The 23,669-nt window shown below is 68.0% G+C and carries 22 protein-coding genes and 1 tRNA gene; 12 read left to right on the top strand and 11 right to left on the bottom strand.

The window, feature by feature from the left end:
• The first annotated feature begins 20 nt into the window (after window positions 1-20).
• Window positions 21-1,265, top strand: a complete 1,245-nt coding sequence (locus ASD67_RS05865) for a putative porin (RefSeq protein WP_162248547.1) — start codon at window positions 21-23, stop codon at window positions 1,263-1,265.
• 151 nt (window positions 1,266-1,416) lie between these two features.
• Here the strand turns inward: ASD67_RS05865 and ASD67_RS05870 are convergent, their stop codons facing one another.
• Window positions 1,417-1,965 carry a hypothetical protein gene (locus ASD67_RS05870; RefSeq protein ID WP_056344672.1) on the bottom strand — a complete coding sequence of 183 codons (549 nt, stop codon included), beginning with the start codon at window positions 1,963-1,965 and terminating at the stop codon, window positions 1,417-1,419.
• Window positions 1,966-2,042: 77 nt separating this feature from the next.
• Window positions 2,043-3,386, bottom strand: a complete 1,344-nt coding sequence (locus ASD67_RS05875) for a dicarboxylate/amino acid:cation symporter (protein ID WP_056344674.1) — start codon at window positions 3,384-3,386, stop codon at window positions 2,043-2,045.
• A gap of 193 nt (window positions 3,387-3,579) precedes the next feature.
• On the opposite strand from ASD67_RS05875, the gene ASD67_RS05880 reads away from it, so the two are divergent.
• Genes ASD67_RS05880 through ASD67_RS05890 form a run of 3 tightly spaced genes read left to right on the top strand, consistent with a single transcriptional unit; the run spans window position 3,580 to window position 5,971 of the window.
• Window positions 3,580-3,942 carry a PepSY domain-containing protein gene (locus tag ASD67_RS05880; protein ID WP_156377589.1) on the top strand — a complete coding sequence of 121 codons (363 nt, stop codon included), beginning with the start codon at window positions 3,580-3,582 and terminating at the stop codon, window positions 3,940-3,942.
• Window positions 3,942-4,607 (top strand): response regulator transcription factor, encoded by a 666-nt coding sequence (locus ASD67_RS05885; protein WP_056344680.1) that lies wholly within the window; start codon window positions 3,942-3,944, stop codon window positions 4,605-4,607. The genes ASD67_RS05880 and ASD67_RS05885 overlap by 1 nt, the downstream gene beginning before the upstream one ends.
• Window positions 4,604-5,971 carry a sensor histidine kinase gene (locus ASD67_RS05890; protein WP_056344683.1) on the top strand — a complete coding sequence of 456 codons (1,368 nt, stop codon included), beginning with the start codon at window positions 4,604-4,606 and terminating at the stop codon, window positions 5,969-5,971. Before ASD67_RS05885 ends, ASD67_RS05890 begins: the two co-directional genes overlap by 4 nt.
• Window positions 5,972-5,978: 7 nt before the next feature.
• Here ASD67_RS05890 and ASD67_RS05895 read toward each other — a convergent pair.
• A tRNA-Cys gene (locus ASD67_RS05895) sits at window positions 5,979-6,052 on the bottom strand.
• Between the two features lie 231 nt (window positions 6,053-6,283).
• Between ASD67_RS05895 and ASD67_RS05900 the strand changes: the two genes are divergently transcribed.
• The 3 genes from ASD67_RS05900 (at window position 6,284) to ASD67_RS05910 (ending at window position 8,979) form a co-directional block, all read left to right on the top strand.
• Window positions 6,284-6,952, top strand: a complete 669-nt coding sequence (locus ASD67_RS05900) for a protein-L-isoaspartate O-methyltransferase family protein (RefSeq protein ID WP_056344686.1) — start codon at window positions 6,284-6,286, stop codon at window positions 6,950-6,952.
• Window positions 6,953-6,987: 35 nt separating this feature from the next.
• The gene (locus ASD67_RS05905; RefSeq protein WP_056347062.1) at window positions 6,988-8,475 is read left to right on the top strand and encodes a TolC family outer membrane protein; all 1,488 of its coding nucleotides are present in this window, start codon (window positions 6,988-6,990) and stop codon (window positions 8,473-8,475) included.
• An 87-nt stretch (window positions 8,476-8,562) separates the two neighbouring features.
• Window positions 8,563-8,979 carry a DUF2497 domain-containing protein gene (locus tag ASD67_RS05910; RefSeq protein ID WP_443028010.1) on the top strand — a complete coding sequence of 139 codons (417 nt, stop codon included), beginning with the start codon at window positions 8,563-8,565 and terminating at the stop codon, window positions 8,977-8,979.
• Window positions 8,980-8,995: 16 nt separating this feature from the next.
• Here the strand turns inward: ASD67_RS05910 and ASD67_RS05915 are convergent, their stop codons facing one another.
• From ASD67_RS05915 to ASD67_RS05930, 4 genes are read right to left on the bottom strand one after another with little or no spacing between them, the layout of a single operon-like run.
• Window positions 8,996-9,175 carry a hypothetical protein gene (locus tag ASD67_RS05915; RefSeq protein ID WP_156377590.1) on the bottom strand — a complete coding sequence of 60 codons (180 nt, stop codon included), beginning with the start codon at window positions 9,173-9,175 and terminating at the stop codon, window positions 8,996-8,998.
• Between the two features lie 47 nt (window positions 9,176-9,222).
• Entirely contained in the window at window positions 9,223-10,092 is an 870-nt protein-coding gene (gene nudC / locus ASD67_RS05920; RefSeq protein ID WP_056344695.1) for an NAD(+) diphosphatase, read from the bottom strand.
• Window positions 10,092-11,378 carry a serine hydrolase domain-containing protein gene (locus ASD67_RS05925; protein WP_056344700.1) on the bottom strand — a complete coding sequence of 429 codons (1,287 nt, stop codon included), beginning with the start codon at window positions 11,376-11,378 and terminating at the stop codon, window positions 10,092-10,094. The genes nudC and ASD67_RS05925 overlap by 1 nt, the downstream gene beginning before the upstream one ends.
• The gene (locus ASD67_RS05930) at window positions 11,375-12,403 is read right to left on the bottom strand and encodes an A/G-specific adenine glycosylase (protein ID WP_056344702.1); all 1,029 of its coding nucleotides are present in this window, start codon (window positions 12,401-12,403) and stop codon (window positions 11,375-11,377) included. The genes ASD67_RS05925 and ASD67_RS05930 overlap by 4 nt, the downstream gene beginning before the upstream one ends.
• 26 nt (window positions 12,404-12,429) lie before the next feature.
• Here ASD67_RS05930 and ASD67_RS05935 point away from each other — a divergent pair, with 26 nt between their 5' ends.
• The 4 genes from ASD67_RS05935 (at window position 12,430) to smc (ending at window position 18,241) form a co-directional block, all read left to right on the top strand.
• Window positions 12,430-13,002 (top strand): DUF721 domain-containing protein, encoded by a 573-nt coding sequence (locus tag ASD67_RS05935; protein WP_056347064.1) that lies wholly within the window; start codon window positions 12,430-12,432, stop codon window positions 13,000-13,002.
• Window positions 13,003-13,019: 17 nt separating this feature from the next.
• Window positions 13,020-13,766, top strand: a complete 747-nt coding sequence (locus ASD67_RS05940; protein WP_235535582.1) for a thioredoxin domain-containing protein — start codon at window positions 13,020-13,022, stop codon at window positions 13,764-13,766.
• Between the two features lie 39 nt (window positions 13,767-13,805).
• Window positions 13,806-14,537 (top strand): thioredoxin domain-containing protein, encoded by a 732-nt coding sequence (locus tag ASD67_RS05945; RefSeq protein ID WP_056347067.1) that lies wholly within the window; start codon window positions 13,806-13,808, stop codon window positions 14,535-14,537.
• Window positions 14,538-14,797: 260 nt separating this feature from the next.
• A complete protein-coding gene (gene smc / locus ASD67_RS05950; RefSeq protein ID WP_056344704.1) occupies window positions 14,798-18,241 on the top strand; it encodes a chromosome segregation protein SMC in 3,444 nt (1,147 codons plus the stop codon).
• A 157-nt stretch (window positions 18,242-18,398) separates the two neighbouring features.
• Here smc and ubiA read toward each other — a convergent pair whose 3' ends face one another.
• The 4 genes from ubiA to ASD67_RS05970 all read right to left on the bottom strand — a co-directional run bounded on the left by ubiA (window position 18,399) and on the right by ASD67_RS05970 (window position 22,640).
• Window positions 18,399-19,310, bottom strand: coding sequence for a 4-hydroxybenzoate octaprenyltransferase (gene ubiA / locus ASD67_RS05955; RefSeq protein WP_056344707.1), 912 nt, complete (start codon window positions 19,308-19,310; stop codon window positions 18,399-18,401).
• A 68-nt stretch (window positions 19,311-19,378) separates the two neighbouring features.
• Window positions 19,379-20,062, bottom strand: coding sequence for a TadE/TadG family type IV pilus assembly protein (locus ASD67_RS05960; RefSeq protein WP_056344710.1), 684 nt, complete (start codon window positions 20,060-20,062; stop codon window positions 19,379-19,381).
• Complete coding sequence (locus ASD67_RS05965) at window positions 20,059-20,655, bottom strand: TadE/TadG family type IV pilus assembly protein (protein WP_056344713.1); 597 nt, start codon at window positions 20,653-20,655, stop codon at window positions 20,059-20,061. The genes ASD67_RS05960 and ASD67_RS05965 overlap by 4 nt, the downstream gene beginning before the upstream one ends.
• Window positions 20,652-22,640, bottom strand: coding sequence for a TadE/TadG family type IV pilus assembly protein (locus ASD67_RS05970; protein ID WP_056344715.1), 1,989 nt, complete (start codon window positions 22,638-22,640; stop codon window positions 20,652-20,654). The genes ASD67_RS05965 and ASD67_RS05970 overlap by 4 nt, the downstream gene beginning before the upstream one ends.
• A gap of 204 nt (window positions 22,641-22,844) precedes the next feature.
• Between ASD67_RS05970 and ASD67_RS05975 the strand changes: the two genes are divergently transcribed.
• The gene (locus tag ASD67_RS05975; RefSeq protein ID WP_056347069.1) at window positions 22,845-23,591 is read left to right on the top strand and encodes a 16S rRNA (uracil(1498)-N(3))-methyltransferase; all 747 of its coding nucleotides are present in this window, start codon (window positions 22,845-22,847) and stop codon (window positions 23,589-23,591) included.
• Window positions 23,592-23,669: the final 78 nt, after the last annotated feature.

Below are 23,669 nucleotides of genomic sequence, written 5' to 3' on the forward strand. Positions count from 1 at the left end.
CGACCACCTCATCGGGGGCGATGGCGCAGTCGGCATCGGCCGAACAGATCGCCGATCTGCAACGCCAGCTCGACGCGCTGAAGGCCGAACAGGCGCAAACCGCTGCGCGCATCGCGCAGGTCGAAAACACGCTCGGCCGGATCACCGGCGTGCCCGTCGCGCCGCCGCCCGCGACGCCGGTCTCGGGGGCGCCGATCTCAGGGGCGGCCGCGGCACCCGCACCGGTCGCCCTCGCCGCCAAGCCGGCATCAAAGCTCCAGCTCTCGGGCGACGTGCGGGTCCGTTATGAAAGCAATTTCGGCGATACCGACGCGCGCAACCGCGACCGCGGCGTCGTCCGGGCGCGGCTGCGCGCCAATTATGCGGTTTCGGACCATATCATGGCGGGCGCCCAGCTTTCGACCGGCGACGACGACGATCCGAACACCGCCGATGTGACGCTGTCGAACTGGGACGACGACCTGCGCGTCAGCCTCGACCAGATCTATCTTCGCGGGACCTGGGGCAATCTGGTCGTCCACGCCGGCAAGATTCCCCAGCCGTTCCGCCGCACCGACCTGGTGTGGGACGGCGACGTCAGCCCGCAGGGGCTATCGGCGGCCTATAAACAGCCGCTGCCCGGCGGCGCGTCGCTCAAGGCCACCGGCCTCTATTTCCAGATCGACGAAGCGAGCCGCGCCAAGGACAGCAGCATGGTCGGCGGCCAGATCGAATTCGCGACCGCGCCCGGCGTCTTCCACGCCGAACTCGCGGCGGGCTATTACGACTATCGCCTGAACTCGATCACCGGTGCCGATGCCGGCGACTTCCGGTCGAACCTGCTGACCCCGGCGGGCCGCTACCTCTCGGACTTCGATATGCTCGACATCGTCGGATCGGCGACCTTCGCGGGGCTCGGCGAGCGCTGGCCGGTCCAGCTGATCGGCAATTATGTCCATAATTACGGCGCGGCGGTCGACGCCGACACCGGCTATGGCGCCGACCTGTTCGTCGGCCGCGCGTCGAAGCCGCACGACCTGCGCTTCGGCTATGGCTATAGCCGGACCGAGGTCGATGCGGTGCTCGCGGCGTTCAGCCACGACAATATCGACATCGCGACCAACTATCTGCTGCACTCGCTGAGCGTCGATTATGTGCCCCGCGCCAATACTTTGCTCAACCTGACGCTCTACCACTACCGGCCGCTCGACCCGCTCTATGCCGGGGCCAACCAGCCGCGCGACTGGCTGAACCGGGTGCGGCTCAACTTCTCGGTCAATTTTTAGCGAAACGGAGCTTTTCTCCCGAGCTCCCGCATCGGAGCCGCGCGGTCCACGGGTCGCGCGGCTCTCTTTTTGTCCCCCGCGCCCGTCACAGGCGTAAAAAAAAGGCGACCCGATCAAGGGCCGCCCTTTTCCGTCATGCGATTGGCGTGCGTTATTTGACGATCGAGAAGAGCGCCTCGGTGCTCGGGATCTTCGATGCCACCGCATCGCGGATGCGAACGCCGGGCTGCATGAAGTCGATGTCGATCAGCCCGCTGTCGGGCGACTGCTTGAACGCGAGGACCATCGTGACCGGCAGATATTTGCCCGACTGGTCCTTCAGCGGAACGAGGATCGAGACCTTCTTGTTGAAATCGGGGGTGCCCCATTTCGATTCGACCTGGGTCACGCCCTTCTTGGCGGTGATCACGTCGCCCGGCGACGAGACATTGCCGACGCGGTCGGGAAAGGTGCCCGCGATCATCGTATAATCGGTCATGCCGGCGGGGATGGCGTGGATCGTGATGCTGACCAGTTCGGGATGCCCCGCGACGATGCCGTCGACGATCGACTGGGCCAGGTTCTTGCCCGCGGGGGCGACCCAGTTCTTCGCCGTCTGCGGCGTCGAGGCGGCGCGCGGAATTTCATCACCGGCCTGGACGGTCATCGGCATCGTCATAAACATGGCGGCAGCCGCCACCTTGAACATAAGCTTGGTCATGGAATTCTCCTCTCACCGGATTGCGGATCCGCCTGTTCTGGTCGGCACCCTTGATCCCGGAATAATCGCCTTGGCTGTCACTCGGCTGTCGCGGTGGCGACCGGCGGCGGCATTTCGACGGGTGCGTCGACCAGCGGATCGGCAGGGTGCAGCGCCGCGTTCAGCGCGTCGCGGTCGAGCCCGCCCTCCCAGCGGGCGACGACGATCGTCGCCACCGCATTGCCGATGAAATTGGTGATCGACCGGCATTCGCTCATGAACCGGTCGACGCCCAGGATCAGCGCCATGCCCGCCACCGGCACGGTGGGCACGACCGACAGCGTCGCCGCCAGCGTGACGAAGCCCGCCCCGGTCACCCCCGCGGCGCCCTTCGAACTCAACATCGCGACCCCCAGCAACAGCAATTGCTGGCCGAGCGACAGTTCGACCCCGGTGGCCTGCGCGATGAACAGCGCCGCCAGTGTCATATAGATGTTCGTTCCGTCGAGGTTGAAGCTGTATCCCGTCGGCACCACCATGCCGACCACCGCCTTGGGGCAGCCCGCGGCCTCCATCTTTTCCATCAGGCTGGGCAGTGCCGACTCCGACGAGGATGTCCCGAGGACGAGCAGCAGTTCGGCGCGCAGATAGCGCAGCAGGCGCCAGAGCGAAAAACCATTGTAGCGCGCGACCGCGCCCAGCACGACGAAGACGAACAGCGCCGAGGTGATGTAAAAGGTGGCGAGCAGCGCCGCGAGATTGGCGAGGCTGCCGACGCCATGCTTGCCGATGGTGAAGGCCATCGCGCCGAAGGCGCCGATCGGCGCCGCGCGCATCAGGATCGCGACGAGGCGAAAGAACCCCGCCGCCACCGAATCGAGGATGGTCAGCGCCGGCTGGGCCCGATCGCCGACCAGCGCCAGCGAAATGCCGAACAGGATCGCGAGGAACAGGACCTGGAGGATATTGTGGTCGGTGAACGCGCCGACGAAGGTTTCGGGGATGATGTTGAGCAGGAAGCCGGTGAGCGTCGTGTCGTGCGCCCGCTTCGTATATTCGCTGACCGCGGCGGTATCGAGGCTGGCCGGGTCGATGTTCATCCCCGCCCCGGGCTGCACCACATTGGCCACGATCAACCCGATCACCAGCGCCAGCGTCGAGAAGCAGAGGAAATAGATAAAGGCCTTGCCCGCGACGCGCCCGACCGATTTCAATTCGCCCATGCCGGCGATGCCGGTGACGATGGTCAGGAAGATGAGCGGCGCGATCACCATCTTGACCAGCTTGATGAACGCGTCGCCCAGCGGCTTCAGCGACGCCCCGACGTCGGGCCACAGCACGCCGACCAGGATGCCCGCCGCGATGGCCACGAGAACCTGCACATAGAGCTGGCCATAAAGCTTCGGTCGTTTGCCGTCCGCCGCACCCGGCGCTGCCGTCATTGCCACCAAGATCCATCCTCCCACCGACGCCGACCGGTCTTCGCCCCGACGGACGTGCGATCATTCGTTCCAAACAGCGAAAATTAGCGCGCGCAACTGTCGTCTGACTGTCAGCCCTATGCCGCATGGCCGTCAGCTTCGCATCAGCCAATCGGCGCTAGAAAAGATCGCAATCTGGAATAAGGATCACAACATGCGATTTCCCGCCATCCTCGCGCTCGCCATATTGACCGCCGTCCCGCTTGCGGCCGGCATCGCTCCCACGGTCGCCCATGCGTTTCAAAAGTCGAAGAAGGGCGACGCCGCCAAAGCCGAACGCAAGCGCGCCGAGCAGGAGGCGATCCGCGCCGCGGTGCAACGCGGCGAAGTTCTGCCGCTGCCCCGCATCCTCGCCATTGCGCAAGCCAAGGTTCCGGGCGACATCATCAAGGTCGAGCTCGATTATGAAAGCACGGGGATCGAATATGAGGTCAAGATCCTGACCCCGGCGGGCCGGGTGCGCGAGGTCGAGATCAACGCCCGCACGGGAGCCATCCTGCGGATCGAGGATAAATAATGCGGGCACTGCTGGTCGAGGATGATCCGGACCTCGCCGACGATGTCGCGCGTGCGCTCGGCGCCGCGGGCTTCGTCGTCGATCGCAGCACCAACGGCGAAGACGCCTGGTTCCAGGGCGATGTCGAAAATTACGCGCTCGCCGTCCTCGACCTCGGCCTGCCGCGCCTCGACGGGTTGAGCGTGCTCAAGCGCTGGCGCGACGGCGGGCGGACGATGCCCGTGCTGATCCTGACCGCGCGCGGCGAATGGACCGAAAAGGTCGAAGGCATCGAGGCCGGCGCCGATGATTATATGGCCAAGCCCTTCGCGATCGGCGAACTTGTCGCCCGCGCCCGGGCGCTCGTCCGCCGCGCGGCGGGGCATGCCAGCACCGTGCTGGCCATCGGCGACCTGTCGATCGACACGGCGCGGATGACCGCGACCCTCGGCGGACGGCAGACCCAGCTATCGCAGCTCGAATATCGGCTGCTCAATTTTCTCGCGCATCAACAGAGCCGGATCGTGTCGGCGGGCGAAATCGCCGAGCACCTCTACGGCGCCAGCGACGGCAGCGATACCAATGCGGTCGAGGCGATCGTGACCCGGCTGCGGCGCAAGCTCGGCAGCCGCATCGTCGAAACGCGGCGCGGACTCGGCTATCTGCTGACCGGCGAGGCCGGGTGAAGCGGACGTCTCTCCGCCTGCGGCTGTTGCTCGGCGCGACGGTCGCCATCTTCGCGGCGCTTGCGCTGGCTTGGGGCGGCATATCCTGGATGTTCCGCCAGCATGTCGAGCGGCGCGAAGAGGCCGAACTGACGGCGCTGGCCGAACAGGTGATCGGCGGCCTGACGGTCAATGCCGCGGGCAAGCCGATCATCGCCCCGGCCCCGGTCGAACCGGCCTTCCAGTCGATCGCGAGCGGCCTTTATTGGCAGGCGCGCGGTCCCGGCGGTACCGACCAGTCGCCGTCGCTATGGGACCAGAGCCTTCCGGCCTCCGACGCCGCGGCCGACCGCTGGACCAGCGCAACCGTGCCCGGCCCGTTCGGCGCGCAGTTGACGATGGTCAGTCGCACAGTCCGCCCCGGCAGGGGCGACATCGGCATCATGGTCCGGGTCGCCGCAAATGACGGCGAGATGCGCGACGCGCTCGGCGCGTTCGACAAACAGCTCGCGCTGTCGCTCGGTCTGCTCTGGCTCGTCCTGTCGGTGGCGGCCTTTGTGCAGGTCACTCTGGGCCTGCGCCCGCTGGACCGGCTCCGTCGCGACCTCGATCGGCTCCGTAAAAGCCCCGCCGCGCGGTTGTCCAAGGCGCATCCTGCCGAAATCCTGCCCCTGACCGAGGCGATCAACGCGATGGCGGAGGCCCGCGAGGCCGACCTCGGTCGCGCGCGCCGCCGGGCCGCAGATCTGGCCCATAGCCTGAAGACGCCGCTCGCGGTCGTGTCGGCGCAGAGCCGCCGCGCACGCGAGGGCGGTGCCGAAGCCGCGGCCGACGGAATCGACCGAGCCGTCGCGGCGGCCAGTGCCGCGCTCGAAGCGGAGCTCGCCCGCTCGCGCGCCGCCGCCGCGCGGGTGACCGGCGGCGAATGTGCGCCGCATGACGTGGTCGAAAGGCTTGTCGCCGTTGTCGAACGCGGCGAATATGGCGAGCGCGTCGCCTTCACCGTCGACGTCGACCCGGCGCTTCGCCTGCCGGTCGACCAGGTCGATCTTGCGGAAATGCTCGGTGCGCTGATCGAAAATGCGGCGCAGCACGCGCGCCGGCAGGTTCGCATTTCGGGGCAACGCGAATCCGGTGCCGTCACCCTGTCGGTCGCCGACGATGGCGAAGGCCTGTCGGAAGATGCCGCCTTCCGCGCCACGCAACGCGGTGTCCGCATCGACGAGGCGGGCACTGGTCATGGCCTGGGCCTCGCAATCGTGCGCGACCTCGTCGAAGCGACCGAGGGCCGTTTGCGCCTCGGCCGCGCCGATCTGGGTGGATTGCTTGCCGAGCTCGATTGGGCCGAAGACCGGGATCAGGCGGTCTATCGCCCGGTTCGATGAATATGGTTGGAGGCCCGAGCCGGAATCGAACCGGCGTGCGCGGATTTGCAGTCCGCTGCGTCACCACTCCGCCATCGGGCCTCATGCCAAATTGCCGCACTCGCTGACGAATGGGCCGGGTGTTGGACGGACCGCGCTAGTGATGGGCTTTGGCCGGCTTGTCAAGGATTCGCCGATGGGACTTGGCGGCGGCGGCCGGGACAGCTATGCGCGGCGCTGCGGACGCTCATGCTGTATTAGCATTGCAATACAGCATGGCTTGGGCTAGAGCGGGCCGCAGCACGGGTCATTTCCAGGAATCGGACAGCGCTGATGGCGACCAAATTTGAAGACGCGCACTTGAACGGAATCACCGCCGCGGCGATGCGCGCGGCGATGATCGACAGCCAGCTGCGCACCAACGACGTCATCGATCCGGCGATCGTCGCCGCGATGGGCGCGGTTGCGCGCGAGGATCATGTGCCGCCGGCGCTGGCGAGCGTCGCTTATATGGACCGCGCGATCCCGCTCGGCGCCGGCCGCGCGCTCAACGCGCCGCTGGTCACCGGCCGGATGCTCGTCGCTGCGGCGATACGCCCCGGCATGCGCGTGCTGCTCGTCGGCGCCGCGACCGGTTATGCCGCCGCTTGCCTCGCGCAGCTCGGCGCCGAGGTCTTCGCGCTCGAGGAAGAGGCCGGGCTCGCCGCCATGGCCCCCGCGAACGACGCGATTACCTGGATCGCCGGAGCGCTCCATGCCGGCGCCGCCGACAAGGGACCGTTCGACCGCATCATCGTCGAAGGCGCGATCGAGACGCTGCCGCCGGCGCTCGCCGACCAGCTCGTCGAGGGCGGCCGGCTCGTCGCGGCGCTTCGCGACGGCGCGGTCACCCGCCTCGTCCAGGGGGTGAAGACCGGCGGCACGCTCGCGCTGCGCCCCTTCGCCGACATGGACGTCGCGCCGCTGCCGGGTTTCGCCCGTCCCGCCGGGTTCCGGTTCTGATCGCCTCCATCTCCCCTCCGTTCCAGGCTGATATGATGACGCACGACCGCAAGACGATTTCCTTCGCACGCCGCGGCCGCTGGCTCGCCGGTCTCGCGGTCGGCGCGCTCACCCTCGCGAGCACCGCCCACGCCGAAACGCTGCAGGGCGCGCTCGCCAAGGCCTATGAGAACAACCCGACACTGACCGCGGCGCGCGCCGGCCAGCGCGCGAACGACGAGAATGTCCCGATCCAGAAGGCGAGCGGCCTGCCGAACGCGGGCGTCAGCGTCGACTATCAGGAAAATCTGGTCATTCCCGGCAACGCGAACGTCCAGCCCATGCGCTTCCTGAATGCCGGCGGACAGGTGAGCGTGCCCATTTATCAGGGCGGTGCGGTGAAAAATGCGGTGAAGGCCGCCAAATTTCGCGTCGAGGCGGGGCAGGCCGATTTGCGCGCGACCGAGGCGAGCATCTTCGCGCAGACCGTCGGCGCCTATATGGACGTCATCCGCGACCAGGCGATCGTCCAGCTCAACCAGAAGAATGTCTCGGTCCTGCGCACCAATTTGCAGGCGTCCAGCGACCGCTTCGAAATCGGCGACCTGACGCGCACCGACGTCGCCCAGTCGGAGGCGCGGCTCGCGCTCGCTGAGGGCGACCTGCGCACCGCCGAATCGAACCTGATCAACAGCCGCGAATCGTATATTCGGCTCGTCGGCGAAGCGCCGGTCGACCTCGAACAGCCGCCGCAGCTTCCGAACCTGCCTACCACCGCCGAGGACGCCGTCGCGATCGCGCTCACCAACAATCCCGACATCGAGGCGGCGAACCAACTCATCAATGCCAGCCGCGCCGACATCGGCGTTGCCCGCGCGAGCCGCATGCCCAAACTGTCCGCAATCGCCGGTGCCGGCTACGCCAATAATCTCAACTCGATCGCGGCCGGGTCGCTGGCGCGGGAGAATGTCACCACCAATGTCCAGACGGGCCTGTCGCTGTCGGTTCCGATCTTCCAGGGCGGACGCCCCGCGGCACAGGTCCGCCAGGCGCAGTCGCGCAGCAGCCAGGCGATCGAAAATTATGTCGCGACCGAACGCGGCGTCATCGCCCAGACGCGCGGCGCCTATGCCGCCTGGCAGGCGAACGAACGGATCATCGCCGCGACGCAGCAGGCGGTGAGCGCCAACGGCCTGTCGCTCGAGGGCGTGCGCGCCGAAAACAGCGTCGGCACCCGCTCGATCCTCGACATATTGAACGCCGAACAGGAATATCTGAACACCCAGGTCCAGCTCGTCTCGGCGCGCCGCAACTCCTATGTCGCCGCCTTCTCGGTCCTCGCCGCGATGGGCAAGGCCGAGGCCCGCGACCTCGGGATCGAGGGCGGCGCGCTCTACGACCCCGCGGTCAATTACGAACGGGTCAGGGGCAAGGTCTTCGACTGGGACGACGATCCCAAGCCGCAGCAGGTCGCGACCGACACCCGCGCGGTGCCCGCCGCCAACGCCAATGTGCCCGCCGGCGATCCGCTGACGCCACAATAAGGCTTGGCAAGCATCGCCCGGCACCGGTATGAACATGGTTAATCGCCCGGCTTTCGGTCGATGCCGCAGGGGGCCATAATGGGCGACATGTCGCGTGAACCGTCGATGGAGGACATACTATCGTCGATTCGGCGCGTCATCGCGCGCGACGAAGCCCCCGGTGCGGTGCGCGAAGTCCGCGCCCCGGCGCCCGAGGATGTGCTCGAACTTCACGACGAAGAGGATGAGGCCGAGGGTGCAGCCCCCGTCGCCGGCGAAGAAGAGCTTGTCTCCGCCGCCAGCGCCGATGCCGCGCGCCAGTCGCTCGAAGCGCTGACCGCCGCGGTGACCCCGGCGGTCGCCCCCGCGGTGTCCGCCCCCGCCGCGACCGCCCGCACGATGGAAGATGTCGTCCTCGACGCGCTGCGCCCGATGCTCAAGGATTGGCTCGACACCAACCTGCCGCCGCTCGTCGAAGCGATGGTGGCGAAGGAAATCAGCCGGATTACCGGCAAGAAATTCTGAGGTCCGAATCGGCTCGTTAAGCGCTGTGCCGCTTGGCGAAGCGGAGGCCGATCCACCAAAACAACAGAAATATCACGACCTGATAGGCGGACACGATTCGACTGTCGGGAAAGATGAACTGCGGCACGACGATCAACAGAACGCCTATTCCGGTGTAGAGGAAAGTCAGGACGCAGCCCGTCAAACTGGCTGGCATATAAGAGATACCAGCCTTCTCGAAGAGGATAGGCCCCCTCCTCTTCGTCAACCCGCCCAATCCTCCAGCAGATATCTTGCGATCGCCAGCGGCGGCGGCGCCATGAACGGCGCCCCCATATCGCCCGCCAGCGCCGCGCGCACCTCGGTGCGGTCGACCCACATCGCCGCCTCGATCTCGGTCGTGTCGAGGGTCAGCGCCGGGTCAGCGGTCACCGCGCGCGCGCCGATCATCAGCGACGAGGGGAAGGGCCAGGGCTGGCTCGCCACATAGGACACGTCCGACACACGGATCCCCGCCTCCTCGAACAATTCGCGCGCCACCGCTTCCTCGAGCGATTCGCCCGGCTCGACGAACCCCGCGAGCGCCGAAAAGAAGCCCGGCGGGAAGCCGCCCTGCCGCCCGACGAGCACCCGGTCCTCGCATTCGGCGAGCATGATCACCACCGGGTCGACGCGCGGAAAATGTTCGGCGTTGCAGGTCGCGCACTGGCGGCCCCAGCCGCCGCGGAACAACGCGCTCGGGTTCCCGCACACCGCGCAGAAGCGGTGCCGCGCGTGCCAGTCGACCAGGCTGCGCGCGCCGCCATAAAGCGCCGCCTCCTCGCTCGACAGCAGCGGCAGCAGCCGCATCACGGTACGCGAGCGCGCGTCGATCCGCTGGCTCGGCGCGGGTTCGCGCACGAAATGCGGCACCCCCGCCTCGTCGATTCCCAGCAGCATCGGCGCGCGGTCGTCGCCCGCGCCCAGCGGCTCCCAGCTGAGCCCCCCGCCCTCGCCGGGGACAAAGTCGATCCCGTCGAGGACGAGACACAAAGCGCGCGGATCGGCGGCGACCGCCGCGAAGGCGGCGGCGTCGGTGCGAACCTGGTCGGCGCGGTCGAGCCGCGCCCCGGTGAACCCCAGCGGCAACGGCATCAGCCGAGGACGTCCTTGATCACGGTCTCGCCGAACTTCGCCTGGAACGAGACGGTTTCGGGCGGCATGATCTGGGTATAGCCGCCGACGCGATAGCCGAGCTTGCGGTGGACGAAGCCGATCGTCCCCGCCGCGCCCGCCCAGCCGAACAGCCCCTCGCCGCCCGGCGAGGTCGGCAGCGACACGCGGCCGCCGGCGCCGAAGCCCTGCCCGTCGACGAAGGTCCCCTTGCGATCAACCGCGTCGCTCAGCATGTTCGACATCGCGAGCCGCGCGGTCTCGACCTTCATCACCCTTCTGCCACCGGTTTCGCCTTCCCCCAGCAGCATCGCGAGAAAACGGTCGTAATCGCGCGCGCTCGACACAAGGCCACCGCCGCCGAACGGATAGGGCGGCTTGTCGAGATAGATCGAACTCGTCGCCGGGTCGAAGGGGATCAGCGCCCCGGCGAACGCCGCATAATTGCTCGTGAAGCGCCCGACGTCCTTCGCCGCGACCATGAACCCCGTGCTCGTCATGCCGAGCGGATCGAACAGGCGCGCCTTCAGGAAGGCGTCGAAGCTCTGGCCCGACACCACCTCGATCACCCGCCCCATCAGGTCGAGCCCGATCGAATAGCTCCATTTCGTCCCCGGCTCATAGACGAGCGGCAGCGCCGCGAGCCGGTCGGCCATCGCGGCAAGACTGGGAGCCGGGGTGACCGGCGGGAAGCCCGGCAGCGCCACCTTGCTCGCCTGCCCGCCGACGATGCCATTGTCGTCATAGGCCTTTTTGATCGGCCCCTTCTGGATGATGTTATAGCCGAGCCCCGCGGTGTGGGTCAGCAGGTGCCGCACCGTGATCATCGTCTTGGCGGGATGCACGGCGGTGATCGACCCGTCGGGGACATCCTGCACCTGCATCTTCGCAAAAGCGGGCAGGAAGTCGGCGATCGGTTGGTCGAGCGTCATCTTGCCGTCCTCGATCAGCAGCATCGCGGCGATGCCGGTGACCGGCTTGGTCATCGAATAGAGCCGCCACAGGGTGTCGGGACCGACCGGCACCCCATCGCTCAGCGACTGCACCCCGGCGCCGAAGAAGGTGGCGTCCTCTTGCCCCTTGCCGATCGCGGCGAGGGTGCCGGCGAGTTCGCGGCGGTCGACGAAGCCCTTGATGAATTCGTGCGTCGCGGGATAGAGCTGCGCCCCGCCTTCCTTCCACGCCCACGCCGCATGGGGGAGCAGCAGGCCGCCGCCGCCAAGCGCGAGGCCGCCGAGCATCGCGCGGCGCGAAACCATCATGTTCATGCATCTCTCTCCAGCATCTTGTCGGTCAGTTTACGATAGAGCGTCGGCAGCCCCGCCGCGTCAAGCTCCGCGATCGGCCACCACAGGCCTTCCGCTGCGGCATCGCGCGATTCGGGCGGGGCTTCGCGGCGCACCAGCACCAGCGTCAGGTCGAAATGGGTGAAGCCATGGTCCACCGACACCAGTCCCGACTCGCCCGGTGGCGCATCGCTCCACTCCCCGCCGGGCAGCGCGCGCATCCCGCCGAGCATGCCCTTGTCGGGGCGCTTGACCAGCCAGACCTGCCCGTCGCGCTCGATCCACCAGGCGACGCCATGCCGCCACGGCTTGGCCTTCTTCGGCGGCTTGACCGGCAACCGGTCGATGTCGGCGCGGCCGCGCGCGCGGCAATCGGCCGTCACCGGACAGATCGCGCACGCCGGGCTGCGCGGGGTGCAGATGGTCGCGCCGAGGTCCATCAGCGCCTGCGCGAAATCGCCCGGACGATCGCCGGGCACCAGTGGTGCGAGGTCGCGTTTGATTTCGCGCTTGGCGGCGGGAAGCGGCGTCTCGATCAGCCGGTGGCGCGCGATCACGCGTTCGATATTGGCATCGACGACCACCGCCGGCCGGCCGAAGGCGATCGCCGCGACCGCCGCCGCGGTATAGTCACCGACCCCGGGCAAGGCGCGCAGCCCGGCCTCGCTGTCCGGAAAGACGCCGCCATGCCCGGCCACCACCGCCCGTGCGCAGGCGAGCAGATTGCGCGCCCGCGCATAATAGCCGAGCCCCGCCCACGCCGCCATGACGTCGGCGTCGTCCGCCGCGGCGAGGTCGGCGATGGTCGGCCAGCGCGCCGTGAAGCGTTCGAAATAGGCCGCGACCGCCGCGACGGTCGTCTGCTGCAGCATGATCTCGGCCATCCACACGCGATAGGGATCGGGCACCGCATCACTGCCCGGCGGCACCCGCCAGGGCAGCACCCGTGCCGACCGGTCGTACCAGCCGAGCAGGCGCGCCGCGAAGTCTGAAGTCTGGACGCTCACCCCCCGCCTATGGCATGGCGCTCCCGATGGCGAAAGACGCGAGCGACGACGGCCCGGCCGCAAAGCCCAAGGCGAAGAAGGCGGCAAAACCCGCCAAGCCGAAGCCGCGCCCCTATGAACGCCCGCGCGGCGGCGAGGCGCGCTCGATTGCCGACCTCGTCCCCGAAATCGGCCGCACCGCCTTTCGCAAATTCGGCTTCATCCAAAGCTCGGTGGTCAGCCGCTGGCGCGAGATCGTCGGCGAAAAGCTCGCCGACGTCACCCAGCCCGCGATGATCCGCTTCCCCGTCGGGCAAAAGGCCGGCGGCACGCTCCACCTGACGATCAGCGGCGCCCACGCCCCGATGCTCCAGCATGTCGCCCCCGACCTCATCGCCGCGGTCAACCGCTTCTTCGGCTATGCCGCGATCGCCCATGTCCGCATGGCGCACGGCCATGTCACCCCGGCGCCCGCCGTTCAGCAACCGGCAATGCTCAAGCCGGTACCCGCCGAACTGGGGGACAGTTTGCGCGACATCGGCGACCCCGAGCTTCGGACGGTCCTCGAACGGATGGCCGCCGGGCTCGGCGCCGCGCCCAAAATCCCCCGCATCAGTTGAGGAAGAACCAGGTCGCCATGTTCGCCGCCCGTCTGAAAATGCCCGTCGCACTGGCCGCGCTCGGTATCGCCGCCTTCGCCCTCCAGCCGGCTATTTCAACGGCCAAGCCCGCCGCGAAGCCCGCCGCCAAGGCTGCCCCCGTCGGTCCGCGCTGGTCAGCGACGGTGACGACGAGTTCGATCGGCGCCTATCTCGTCGGCAACCCCGATGCGAAGGTGAAGCTGGTCGAATATTTCAGCTACACCTGCAGCCATTGCGCCGATTTCGCCACGCTGTCGGCGGTTCCGCTCAAGACGCTCTATGTCGATAAGGGGCTCGTCCTCTTCGAATATCGCAACCTCGTGCGCGACCCCGTCGACATGACCGCCGCGCTGCTCGCGCGCTGCGGCGGGAGCAAGGCGTTCGCAGGCAATCACCAGGCGATCTTCGCCGCACAGCCGGCATGGCTCGGCAAGGTCGTCAAGGCGACCGACAAGCAGAAGACGAGCTGGTTCGAAGGCACCACCGGCGAGCGCGCGCGCAAGATCGCCGCCGACACCGGGCTCGCCGCGATCATGACCGCACGCGGCTATACGGCGGCGCAGCAGAATGCCTGCCTCGACGACGAGGTCGCGCAGGCCGAACTCACCGGCATGACCAACATCGGCCGCAATGCCGACCGCGTCACGGGCACACCCACCTTCTACATCAACGGCCGCAATGCCGAAGTCACCACCTGGCCGGCGATCAAATCGCAACTCGACCTTGCGCTCAAACCTTCCTAAAAGCGCCGCATTCCCCGATTTGGAGAGACACAGACCATGATGCGTACCTTGCTCCTGACCTCGATGGCCGCGCTTGCCCTGGCCGCGTGCGGCGACACCAAGACCGACCCCGCCAAGGAACAGGCGGCGATCGCCAAGGTCGCGGCGCCCGCGGGCAAGAGCTGGTCGCAGACCGTCGTCAAGACCCCCGAGGGCGGCTATCTGATGGGCAACCCCGACGCCCCGATCAAGCTCGTCGAATATGGCTCTTTGACCTGTTCGCACTGCGCCGATTTCTCGAACGAAAGCCATGAGGAACTGTCGCGCGACTTCGTCGACACCGGCCGCGTCAGCTTCGAAATGCGCAACTATGTCCGCGACGGCATCGACGCGACCGCCGCCGCCGTGATCCACTGCGCCCCGGCCGAACGCTATTTCCCGCTGATGGAAAACACCTTCGCCGCGCAGGCCGAAATCTTCGCCAATGCGCAGGCCAATGAAGCCGGCTTCCAGGCGGCGATGCAGCTGGCGCCGAACCAGCGCTTCCCCGCGCTCGCCAAGGCGATCAAGCTCGACCAGTTCTTCCAGGCGCGCGGCATGACCGCCGACCAGATCAACAGCTGCCTCGGCAACATCGCCAACATCGAAGCGCTCGAAAAGGGCGTCAACGCCGCCAACGAGAAATATAATATCGCGGGCACGCCGACCTTCCTCATCAACGGCGCGGTTGCCGAAGGCATCGGCACCTGGCCGGTGCTGCGCGACCGCCTGAAGACGCTCGGCGCGCGCTGACATCAATATCCTCCCTGTGGCCAAGCCATGGGGAGGGGGACCGCCGCGAAGCGAGTGGTGGAGGGGCCAGGCGACGTTGGTGTTGCTGCCCCTCCGTCAGCACTTTGCGCTGCCACCTCCCCATCGCTGCGCGACAGGGAGGAGTCCCGCCCCAACCCCCTTGCGACTCCCCCGCCCGCGCGGCATGACGGACACCAAGGGGGATATGTGACACCAAGGTTGCATCATCTGCGATTCGGCCGACTGCACGGAATCCATCCGTGCAGATAAGACGCCTGCGCCTGACCGGTTTCAAAAGCTTCGTCGAACCCACCGAATTGCGCATCGAACCCGGGCTGACCGGGGTCGTCGGCCCCAATGGCTGCGGCAAGTCGAACCTGCTCGAAGCGATCCGCTGGGTGATGGGCGAATCCAGCCCCAAATCGATGCGCGGCGGCGGCATGGAGGATGTCATCTTCGCCGGCACGTCGCAGCGCCCGCCGCGCGATTTCGCCGAGGTTGCGATCCACTGCGATACCGAGGGCGACATCGTCGCCGGCCTGTCCGACGCCAGCGAAGGCCATGAGCTCGAGATCATCCGCCGCATCGAGCGCGGGGCGGGCAGCGCCTACCGCGCCAACGGCCGCGACGTGCGCGCCAAGGACGTCGCGCTGATCTTCGCCGATGCCGCCACCGGCGCGCACAGCCCGGCGCTGGTCAGCCAGGGCAAGATCGCCAACGTCATTTCGGCCAAGCCGACCGACCGCCGCGCCATGCTCGAAGAGGCGGCGGGCATCGCCGGGCTGCACGTGCGCCGCAAGGACGCCGAGCAAAAGCTCCGCGCCACCGAAACCAACCTCACCCGTCTGTCCGAAATCGTCGCCGACATGGAGGTGCGCGCCAATGCGCTGCGCCGTCAGGCGCGCGCCGCCGAGCGCTACAAGGCGCTCACCGAGCAGATCCGCGTCGCCGAGGGGCGGCTGATCTACGCGCGCTGGCGCGACGCCGCCGCCGCCGCCGATCAGGCGAAGCGCGACTGCGATGCCGCCGAAGCCGCCGTGCGCGACGCGCAACAAAAGCTCGACACCGTCGCGCGCGCGCAGACTGAGGTCGCGACCCGCGTCGCCGAGGCGCGCAGCGCCGCGCAGGCGCAGCGCGACGCGCTGGCCGACGCGACCGCGACGCAGGTACGGCTCGCCGGCGAAGAACGCGCCGCGCGCCAGCGGCTCGACGATCTCGCCGCGCAGCAGCGCCGCATCGCCGACGACCGCAACCATGAAAGCAGTCTGGCGCGCGACGCCCATGGCGCGCTCACCGATCTCGATGCCGAAACCAAGGCGCTGGCGCAGCAACTCAGCGTCCACGAAGCCGGCAAGGCCGCGCTCGTCGACGCCAGCCAGCAGGCGCAGGCACTGCTCCGCGACGCCGAGGTCGCGCTCGCCCAGGCCCGCGCGCAGGCCGCCAGCGAAGCCGCCGACCGCCGCATCGCGGTCTCGGCACGCGACGCCGCGGACAATGTCGTCCGCCGCATCGCCGCCGACAGCGCGCGCGTCGAGGCCGAGGTCGCGGCGCTCGGCGACAGCGCCGACCTCGCGCGTCGTCAGGTCGAGGCCGCCGATACGGCCGTCGAGGCCGAAGGCGCGATCGCCACCGCCGAGCAGGCGCTGCAGGGTGCCGAAGCCGACCGCGAAGCCGCCGCCGCGAGCCTCGGCGAAATCGAATCGGGCCTCGCCGAAGCGCGCGCCGCCTTCGCCGCGCTCGAAGGCGAGGCGACCACCCTCGCCCGCGCGCTCGCCGCCGCGAAATCCGACGCCAATCCGGTGCTCGACCAACTCCGCGTCACCCCCGGCTACGAAGCCGCGCTCGCCGCCGCGCTCGGCGACGATCTCGACGCCGGCACCGACGCCGAGGCCGAGCGCAGCTGGCGCGGTGCCGACAGGCAAGCGAACGACCCCGCCCTCCCCGCTGGCACCACCCCGCTCGCCGACGTCGTCCAGGCCCCCGCCGCCTTGCTCCGCCGCCTCGCCCAGGTCGCGGTCGCCGACAGCGACACCGGCCAGCCGATCGCCGTCGGCCAGCGCCTCGTCACGCGTGACGGCGTCATGCGCCGCTGGGACGGCTTTGTCGCGCGCGGCGACGGCGCCACCGCGACCGAGCGCCTCGTCCGCCAGAACCGTCTCGAAGACCTCGCGGCGCAGCGCCCGCAGGTCGAACTCGGCGTCATGCAACTCGGCGACCGTCGCGACGCCGCCGCCGCGGCGCTCGCCGAGGCGACCGCCGCCGTGTCGGCGACCCGCCGCGCCCTCGCCGAAGCCGACGAACGCCGCCGCACCGCGCTCCGCGCCGCCGACCAGGCGCAGGCCGCGCTCGACCGCCACCGCGACGCCGCCAGCCTGTTCGACCGCCGCCGCGCCGAGCTCGCCGCCGCGACCGCCGAGGCCACGAAAGAGCTCGCCGACCGCGAAGCGGCGCTCGCCGCCTTGCCCGACGACCGCATCGCCCGCGCCGCGCTCGACGCGCAGGAAGCCGCCGCCGAACGCGCGCGCACCGACGCCGCCAGCGCGCGCGATGCGCAGGCCGCGCACGACCGCGCCTTCGCGGCCTTGAGCGAACGCCAGGCGGTCGTCGCTGCCGAGATCAAGAGCTGGAAGGCGCGCGCCGGCGAGGCCGCGCGCCGCGTCACCGAGATGGACAAACGCGCCGAGGCGCTCGCCGCCGAAGCCGCCAAGCTCACCGACCTTCCCGAAAAGCTCGCCGGACAGCGCGCCGAGGTCGAAGCGACACAGGCGAGCCTGCGCGAACAGGTGACCGCCGCCGAGGCGCAGGAGCGCGCCGCCGAGGCCGCGCTGCGCGAGGCCGAGGCCGCGCTCGGCCTGATCCGCGAAACCCTCGCCAGCGCGCGCGAGACCCGCGCCGGCGCCGTCGCGCGCTCCGAAAATGCCGAACTGCGCCGCATCGAAATGGGCCGCCTGTCGGGCGAACGCTTCGAATGCCCGCCGCCGCTGCTGCCGCAAAAGGCCGGCTTCGAAAGCGCCGGCGTCGGCGAGGCGAGCGCCGAATCGGCGCAGCACGATCGGCTGATCGCCGACCGCGAACGCCTCGGCCCGGTCAACCTCGTCGCCGCCGACGAGCTGCTCGAACTCGACACCGAACGCGAAAAAAGCGCCGCCGAGATCGAGGAGCTGCAACAGGCGGTCAACCGCCTGCGCGGCTCGATCGGCAACCTCAACCGCGAGGGCCGCGTCCGCCTGCTCGCGGCGTTCGAGACGGTGAACGGCCATTTCCAGCGCCTCTTCACGACGCTGTTCAACGGCGGCCAGGCGCATCTCGAACTCGTCGATTCGGACGATCCGCTCGAAGCCGGGCTCGAAATCATGGCGCAGCCCCCCGGCAAGCGCCTCGGCACACTAACCCTGCTGTCGGGCGGCGAACAGGCGCTGACCGCCGTGGCGCTGATCTTCGGCCTCTTCCTCACCAACCCGGCGCCGATCTGCGTCCTCGACGAGGTCGACGCGCCGCTCGACGACGCCAATATCGAACGCTTCTGCGACCTGCTCGACCGCATGACGCGCGAGACCAACACCCGCTATCTGATCGTCTCGCACAATGCGGTGACGATGGCGCGCATGCACCGCCTCTATGGCGTGACGATGGTCGAAAAGGGCGTCAGTCGCCTCGTCTCGGTCGATCTCGGCGGCGCCGAGGAACTGCTCGCCGCGGAATGAAATCCTCCCTGTGGCGAAGCCATGGGGAGGGGGACCGCCCGCAAAGCGAGTGGTGGAGGGGCCGCGGTCTCGCGCCAGCCTTTGACGGCGTCAGCCCCTCCGTCAGCGGCTGAAGCCGCCACCGCCTCCCCATACCTGCTGCACAGGGAGGATCAGCTCAGGGCGCATTCCCCACCACCAGCATCGCCGCGAACACCAGCAGCCCGGCGAAGCGGTTGCTGCGGAATTTCGCCAGCGCGTCGGCGCCATTGTCGGGGTCGAGCGTCACCACCTGCCCGACCAGATGCAGCGCCGCGGGCACCAGCGCGACAAACACCAGCGGGTCGGGCCGCACGCTCCACAGCGCCCCCGCCCAGCCGGCGAGCGCGAAACCATAGCAGAGCGCGACCCCGGCCTTCACATGCCGCCCCATCGCGCGCGCGCTCGACTTCACCCCGACCAGCGCATCGTCCTCGATATCCTGCAGCGCATAGATGGTGTCATAGCCGATCACCCACGCGATGCAGCCGGCATAGAGCAAGGGCAGCGCCAGGCCGGTCGGCTGCCCCCCCACCGCCGCCCAGCCGACGAGCGCGCCCCAGCTGAACACCAGCCCCAGCCACGCCTGCGGCCACCAGGTGATGCGCTTCATGAACGGGTAAGCCGCCACCAGCGCGAGGCTGAGCAGCGCGATCAGCTGCGCGCGCAGCGGCAATTGCACCAGCACCAGCAGCCCGACGAGCGACAGCAGCACCGTCCACAACCAGGCGCCCCGCACCGACACCGCCCCGCTCGCCACCGGCCGCGACGCGGTGCGTGCGACCTGCGCGTCGAGGTCGCGGTCGACGATGTCGTTATAGACGCAGCCCGCGCCGCGCATGACGATCGCGCCGAGCAACAGCCACAGGAGCAACGGCCAATGGCTCGCCGCGCCGCCCGCGAGTGCCAGCCCGAAGGTGCACGGCCAATAGAGCAGCCACCAGCCGATCGGCCGGTCGAACCGCGCGAGCAGCGCATAGGGCCGCGCGGCGGCGGGAAGCAACGCGACGAAACCGCGAAGCTGGCTGTCGGGAGGCGGGGCGGCGATCATCGGCGTCCGCGCGATAGCAGCCGCCGCGTCCGCAACAAATGATTATTGCGACAGCCGCCGCGCGCCGGTCAGGTACAGGCCGATTTGGTCGCCACCGGCGCGTCGTTGTAAACGCCGTCGCTGTTCGCGCTTGGCCCGCGCAGGTCGCGCGCCTCGCGAATGTTGAACGCCGCGGTCGAGCGGATCGTCTTGGCGCCGAGCCACTTGCCATAGAGCATGGGCGTATAGCGATAGGTGATCTCGACGAACATGACCGCGGTGCCTTCGGATGCCGCGACCTGCCGGCCCGCCGGCCCCATGCCCGCCAGCGCGGTACCGGTCTTGCCGGCGCCCTGCACGCCAAAGCTCGACGGCGCGTTGAGGTTGCCATAGCAGCGCTGCCAGTGGATCCATTGCCCGCCGTCGGTGTTGCGTTCGAGGCTCGACAGGATGATGCGCCCGTTGGCCCGGAAATTCATCCCGCCCGCCTGCTCCTCGACCCCGGTGAACACCGAGTTGATGTCGAGTTCGCGCACGCGCGGCAGCGACAGATTATTGCCATAGGCGATGCGCGACGCATTGTCGGCGGCGCTCAGCGCGATCTGGCTGACTCGCGTGTTGGCGAGCGTCAGATTGGCGATCTCAAGCCCGGCAAAGCCGATCAGGATCAGGAAGGGGATGGTGAACGCCATTTCGACGATGATCGTCGCACGGCTGTCGCGCGCGAGCCGGACCAGCGCGCGGCGCATCTTGCGGAAAGCGGGAGCGATCATGTGCAGATGACCTTGTTCGTCGAGGTTGCGGCGGCATAGGGCTGGTTGCGCAGCACGGTGCTCGCCTTGATCGTCGTTTTCTGCGGCTGGCCGAGCATCGTCCAGACCGGCAGGATCCGGGTCACTTCCATCTTCGCCGAATAGACGACGACATCCTCGGCGCCGCCATTGCCGGTCTGGCCGCGGTCGGCATCCCAATTGCCGTTGCCGTTGACGTCCTGGAAACACTCGCCGGTGTCGTAACGGCCATTATTGTTGCTGTCGGTGTAGTTTTCGGGATCGCCAATCTCGTCGTAGCTGTCATAGGCCTTGCGCGTGAAGGTCACATTGGCGTTCTTGAACACCTTTTTGACCTGCTTGCGCACCGCGGCGTCGAGCGCGGTCTGGCTGCTCGCATTACCCTCCAGCGTCGAGGCGCGCGCCGCCTGCGCCACCGAACCCGACAGCACCTGCTTCGCGTACATCTGCCACGAAAAATCGAAAATCCCCATGAGGATGAGCAGGAACAGCGGTGCCGTCAGCGCGAATTCGGTGATCGCGGTGCCGCGATTATCGCGCCGCAGGCTACGGAGATGGGTCGGAAGACGGATCATTGCGACAACCTCAACTTGGAAATCTGCCGTGCGATCGACTGGAAATTCTGGTTGAGCTGCGTCGCGTTCGCCGCCGAATAGGCTTTGTCCGCCGTCGCGCAGGTCGTCATTTGCGTGTTGAGCGCCAGGCCAAAGCTGACCACCCAGACGGTGATGTTCTTCGCCTTGGCCTTTTCGCACAATTGCAGGAAGCGATTGTTGTGCCGCGCCGTCAGCGTCGCGTCGTCGGTGCCGCCGACGCGCTTCATCGTCCACTCATAGCCCTGGAAGCCCAGGTTCCCCATGTTCGCCGACATGTCGCCATCCGTCATGAAGATGATATGGCGCGCGATCGGACGATTGTTGGGTGCGGTCGCATTTTCGTCGGCGAACATCCCGTCGGCCGACAGGAGGCGAATGCCCCACACCATGCCCGAGTCGTGATAGGTACCGCCGACCGGCTGCAGCGAGTTGATATAGGTGTTGAACGTGGCGCGATTGGCCGCCGTCTGCGTGGTCAGCTTCATCGCCGCCGCCGGGCAAACGCCCCAGCCGCTGCCCCAATATTTCGAATAGCGCTGCCAGTTGCCCGAACTGCTGTCCTTGGTGACGTTCTTGTAATCGACCGTCACACCAGACGTCCCGGTCGATGACGGCGTACCGCTGGGACCGCTGGCGCGCGGAAAGGCAATCTCGGGGATCAGCAGTTTCCATTTGGTGTTGTCGTCACTGGTCGGCGCCGTATCGACATCCATGTCGAGCGCGGTCGACGGCGCCGTCGCATTGGCCGCGAAGGGCGAAGCGGGGCCGCGTTCCATCACGCAGCCGCCCCAGGTCGCCGAATAGGCGGCGCCGAAATCGCCGGTGGTCGTCGACAGCGCCGTCCCGGTCTTGGCCGCGGTCACGTCGAAACTATAATCGTTATACGTATAATTCTGCTGGCGATCCTCCGTGGTCGTTTGCGCCTGCGTCTGAATATATTCCATCTGCCGCCGCTGTTCGTTGCATTTGCTCGACGCCCAGGCATATCTATATTGATAATAGCGATAGGCTTGCTTGACGTCCTTCGTCGTCGTTCGGTGATCGTCGGTCGTCGTCTGGCCCGTCTGGGTCGTCGTCGACGATCCGGTGATCTCGTCCGCCGAATTCGCCTTCGTCGCGTTCGCACAATTGCTGCTGGTCGCGTTGTTGCTTCCGACTTTGGTGATCGTCGTGCCGGTATTCGCCCAATCCACGACCATATAGGCCGTGCCTTTGCTCGCCGAACCGTTGTTCACCGTCGATGCGTTGATCCACGTCGGCGCCTGCGCCACCCGCGACGGCAATGTCGTCGTGTTCGCCAACCAGGCCGGGTTTTTCGCGTACAGAATCGAGCCGACATTCGCGGTCGAGCTGTACGGCACGACGCCGAACCGAAGCCTTCCGTCGCCGGTCTCGGCGGTCGTCAGCGTGTCGAAGAACGACATGGTGGCATTTTTCAGTGCGGTGATGCGGTTCACCGAGTCGCCCGAATTGACCGTCGACATCGATCCGGTGACGTCGAGCACGAGCATGATATCGGCGTTCGAAATCTCCAGCTTCGCACTGCAATTCACCGACAGGTTGAAATCGCCGAACCCGAAAATCTGCATCAACGCGGTCGGCAGGTTTGCCGTGGCGGTGCCGTTGACGGTCGAGGTGCCCTGCGCCACCGAGTTAAAGGTGACGCCGGTGCTGCCATATTTGGTGCTGGGGTAGTTGAAGGTGAACATCTTGTTCGCCTCGGCCTGCGCCTCGGTGGTATAGGTCGTCCCCGCCATCGCGCGGCGGCCCGCGAGCACGCCCGCGTCGCAGGCCTGCTGCAGGCGCAGTTCGGCCATATAGGCGCGCCCGATATCGACGCCCGAACCGACGATGCCGATGATCGGCACGACGGCGGCGGCGGTCAGGAACATGGTGTTGCCGCGCTGGTCGCGCAGCAATTTCCGGACGCCGCGCCAGATATCGCGGATCAAGGTCCCTCGCATGGTCACAACCCCTCTTCGCCAGGCACGCCGCCCCAACAGATGCGTGGCTGGTACCCTTGCACCTAGGACGGGACTGCTTACCAAAACGCTAATCGCGGCTTGCGCCCGCCGCGGCCGCTCCCCGATTCTGACCCGAATCGAGACAGATCCGGCGACCGACGCCGCGGGATGTGCAAATTTCCGTCGTCTGCTATCGCGTGGGTCATGCCTGCTGTCCCCGCCTGGCCGCCCGCCAGCACCCCGCGCCTGTTCGTCGACACCCCGCTCAGCGCCGGGGCGAATCCGGTCATCGACGGCCCTGCGGCGCATTATCTGCTCAACGTGATGCGCGCGAAGGCCGGCGACCCGCTGCTGCTCTGCGACAATCGCAGCGGCGAATGGCTCGGCGTCGTCGCCGACACCGCCAAACGGTCACTCACCGTCGTCATCGAGCGCCGGATGCGGCCGCTCGAGGCGGTGCCCGACCTCTGGCTCTGCTTCGCGCCGGTCAAGAAGGCGCGGCTCGACTGGATCATCGAAAAGGCGACCGAACTCGGCGTCGCGCGGTTGCAGCCGGTGATCACCGAACGCACGATCGTCGACCGCATCAACCGCGACCGGGTCGAGGCGCAGATCGTCGAGGCGTGCGAGCAATGCGGGCGCACCGCGCTGCCGACGCTCGCCGACGCGGTCAAGCTGCCGCGCCTGATCGCCGACTGGCCGGCGGACCGCGCGCTGCTGTTCGCCGACGAGGAGGGCGGCCTGCCGATGGCCACACTCGCCGCGCCCGCGCCCGCCGCGATCCTGACCGGCCCCGAAGGCGGCTTCACGGCGCGCGAGCGCGACCTGCTGCTCGCCGCACCGGCAGTGAAACGCATGGCGCTCGGCCCGCGCATCCTGCGCGCCGAAACCGCCGCGATCGCCGCGACGGCGCTGTGGATGGCGCAGCATGGCGACTGGGGTCGCGATTAATCCTCCCTGTCGCGAAGCGATGGGGAGGGGGACCGCTCGCGAAGCGAGTGGTGGAGGGGCCAGCGACGTCGCGCCAAC

Source organism: Sphingopyxis sp. Root1497 (genome assembly GCF_001427085.1).
Classification (GTDB): Bacteria; Pseudomonadota; Alphaproteobacteria; order Sphingomonadales; family Sphingomonadaceae; genus Sphingopyxis.

Coding starts and splice junctions, on each gene's coding strand:
- ASD67_RS05875 (WP_056344674.1), bottom strand. CDS start 3,386: ATGACGGCAGCGCCGGGTGCGGCGGACGGCAAACGACCGAAGCTTTAT.
- ASD67_RS05885 (WP_056344680.1), top strand. CDS start 3,942: ATGCGGGCACTGCTGGTCGAGGATGATCCGGACCTCGCCGACGATGTC.
- ASD67_RS05935 (WP_056347064.1), top strand. CDS start 12,430: ATGGCGAAAGACGCGAGCGACGACGGCCCGGCCGCAAAGCCCAAGGCG.
- ASD67_RS05910 (WP_443028010.1), top strand. CDS start 8,563: ATGTCGCGTGAACCGTCGATGGAGGACATACTATCGTCGATTCGGCGC.
- ASD67_RS05925 (WP_056344700.1), bottom strand. CDS start 11,378: ATGAACATGATGGTTTCGCGCCGCGCGATGCTCGGCGGCCTCGCGCTT.
- ASD67_RS05975 (WP_056347069.1), top strand. CDS start 22,845: ATGCCTGCTGTCCCCGCCTGGCCGCCCGCCAGCACCCCGCGCCTGTTC.
- ubiA (WP_056344707.1), bottom strand. CDS start 19,310: ATGATCGCCGCCCCGCCTCCCGACAGCCAGCTTCGCGGTTTCGTCGCG.
- ASD67_RS05945 (WP_056347067.1), top strand. CDS start 13,806: ATGCGTACCTTGCTCCTGACCTCGATGGCCGCGCTTGCCCTGGCCGCG.
- ASD67_RS05940 (WP_235535582.1), top strand. CDS start 13,020: ATGTTCGCCGCCCGTCTGAAAATGCCCGTCGCACTGGCCGCGCTCGGT.
- ASD67_RS05880 (WP_156377589.1), top strand. CDS start 3,580: ATGCGATTTCCCGCCATCCTCGCGCTCGCCATATTGACCGCCGTCCCG.
- ASD67_RS05960 (WP_056344710.1), bottom strand. CDS start 20,062: ATGATCGCTCCCGCTTTCCGCAAGATGCGCCGCGCGCTGGTCCGGCTC.
- ASD67_RS05970 (WP_056344715.1), bottom strand. CDS start 22,640: ATGCGAGGGACCTTGATCCGCGATATCTGGCGCGGCGTCCGGAAATTG.
- ASD67_RS05915 (WP_156377590.1), bottom strand. CDS start 9,175: ATGCCAGCCAGTTTGACGGGCTGCGTCCTGACTTTCCTCTACACCGGA.
- nudC (WP_056344695.1), bottom strand. CDS start 10,092: ATGCCGTTGCCGCTGGGGTTCACCGGGGCGCGGCTCGACCGCGCCGAC.
- ASD67_RS05965 (WP_056344713.1), bottom strand. CDS start 20,655: ATGATCCGTCTTCCGACCCATCTCCGTAGCCTGCGGCGCGATAATCGC.
- ASD67_RS05905 (WP_056347062.1), top strand. CDS start 6,988: ATGACGCACGACCGCAAGACGATTTCCTTCGCACGCCGCGGCCGCTGG.
- ASD67_RS05865 (WP_162248547.1), top strand. CDS start 21: ATGGCGCAGTCGGCATCGGCCGAACAGATCGCCGATCTGCAACGCCAG.
- ASD67_RS05870 (WP_056344672.1), bottom strand. CDS start 1,965: ATGACCAAGCTTATGTTCAAGGTGGCGGCTGCCGCCATGTTTATGACG.
- ASD67_RS05900 (WP_056344686.1), top strand. CDS start 6,284: ATGGCGACCAAATTTGAAGACGCGCACTTGAACGGAATCACCGCCGCG.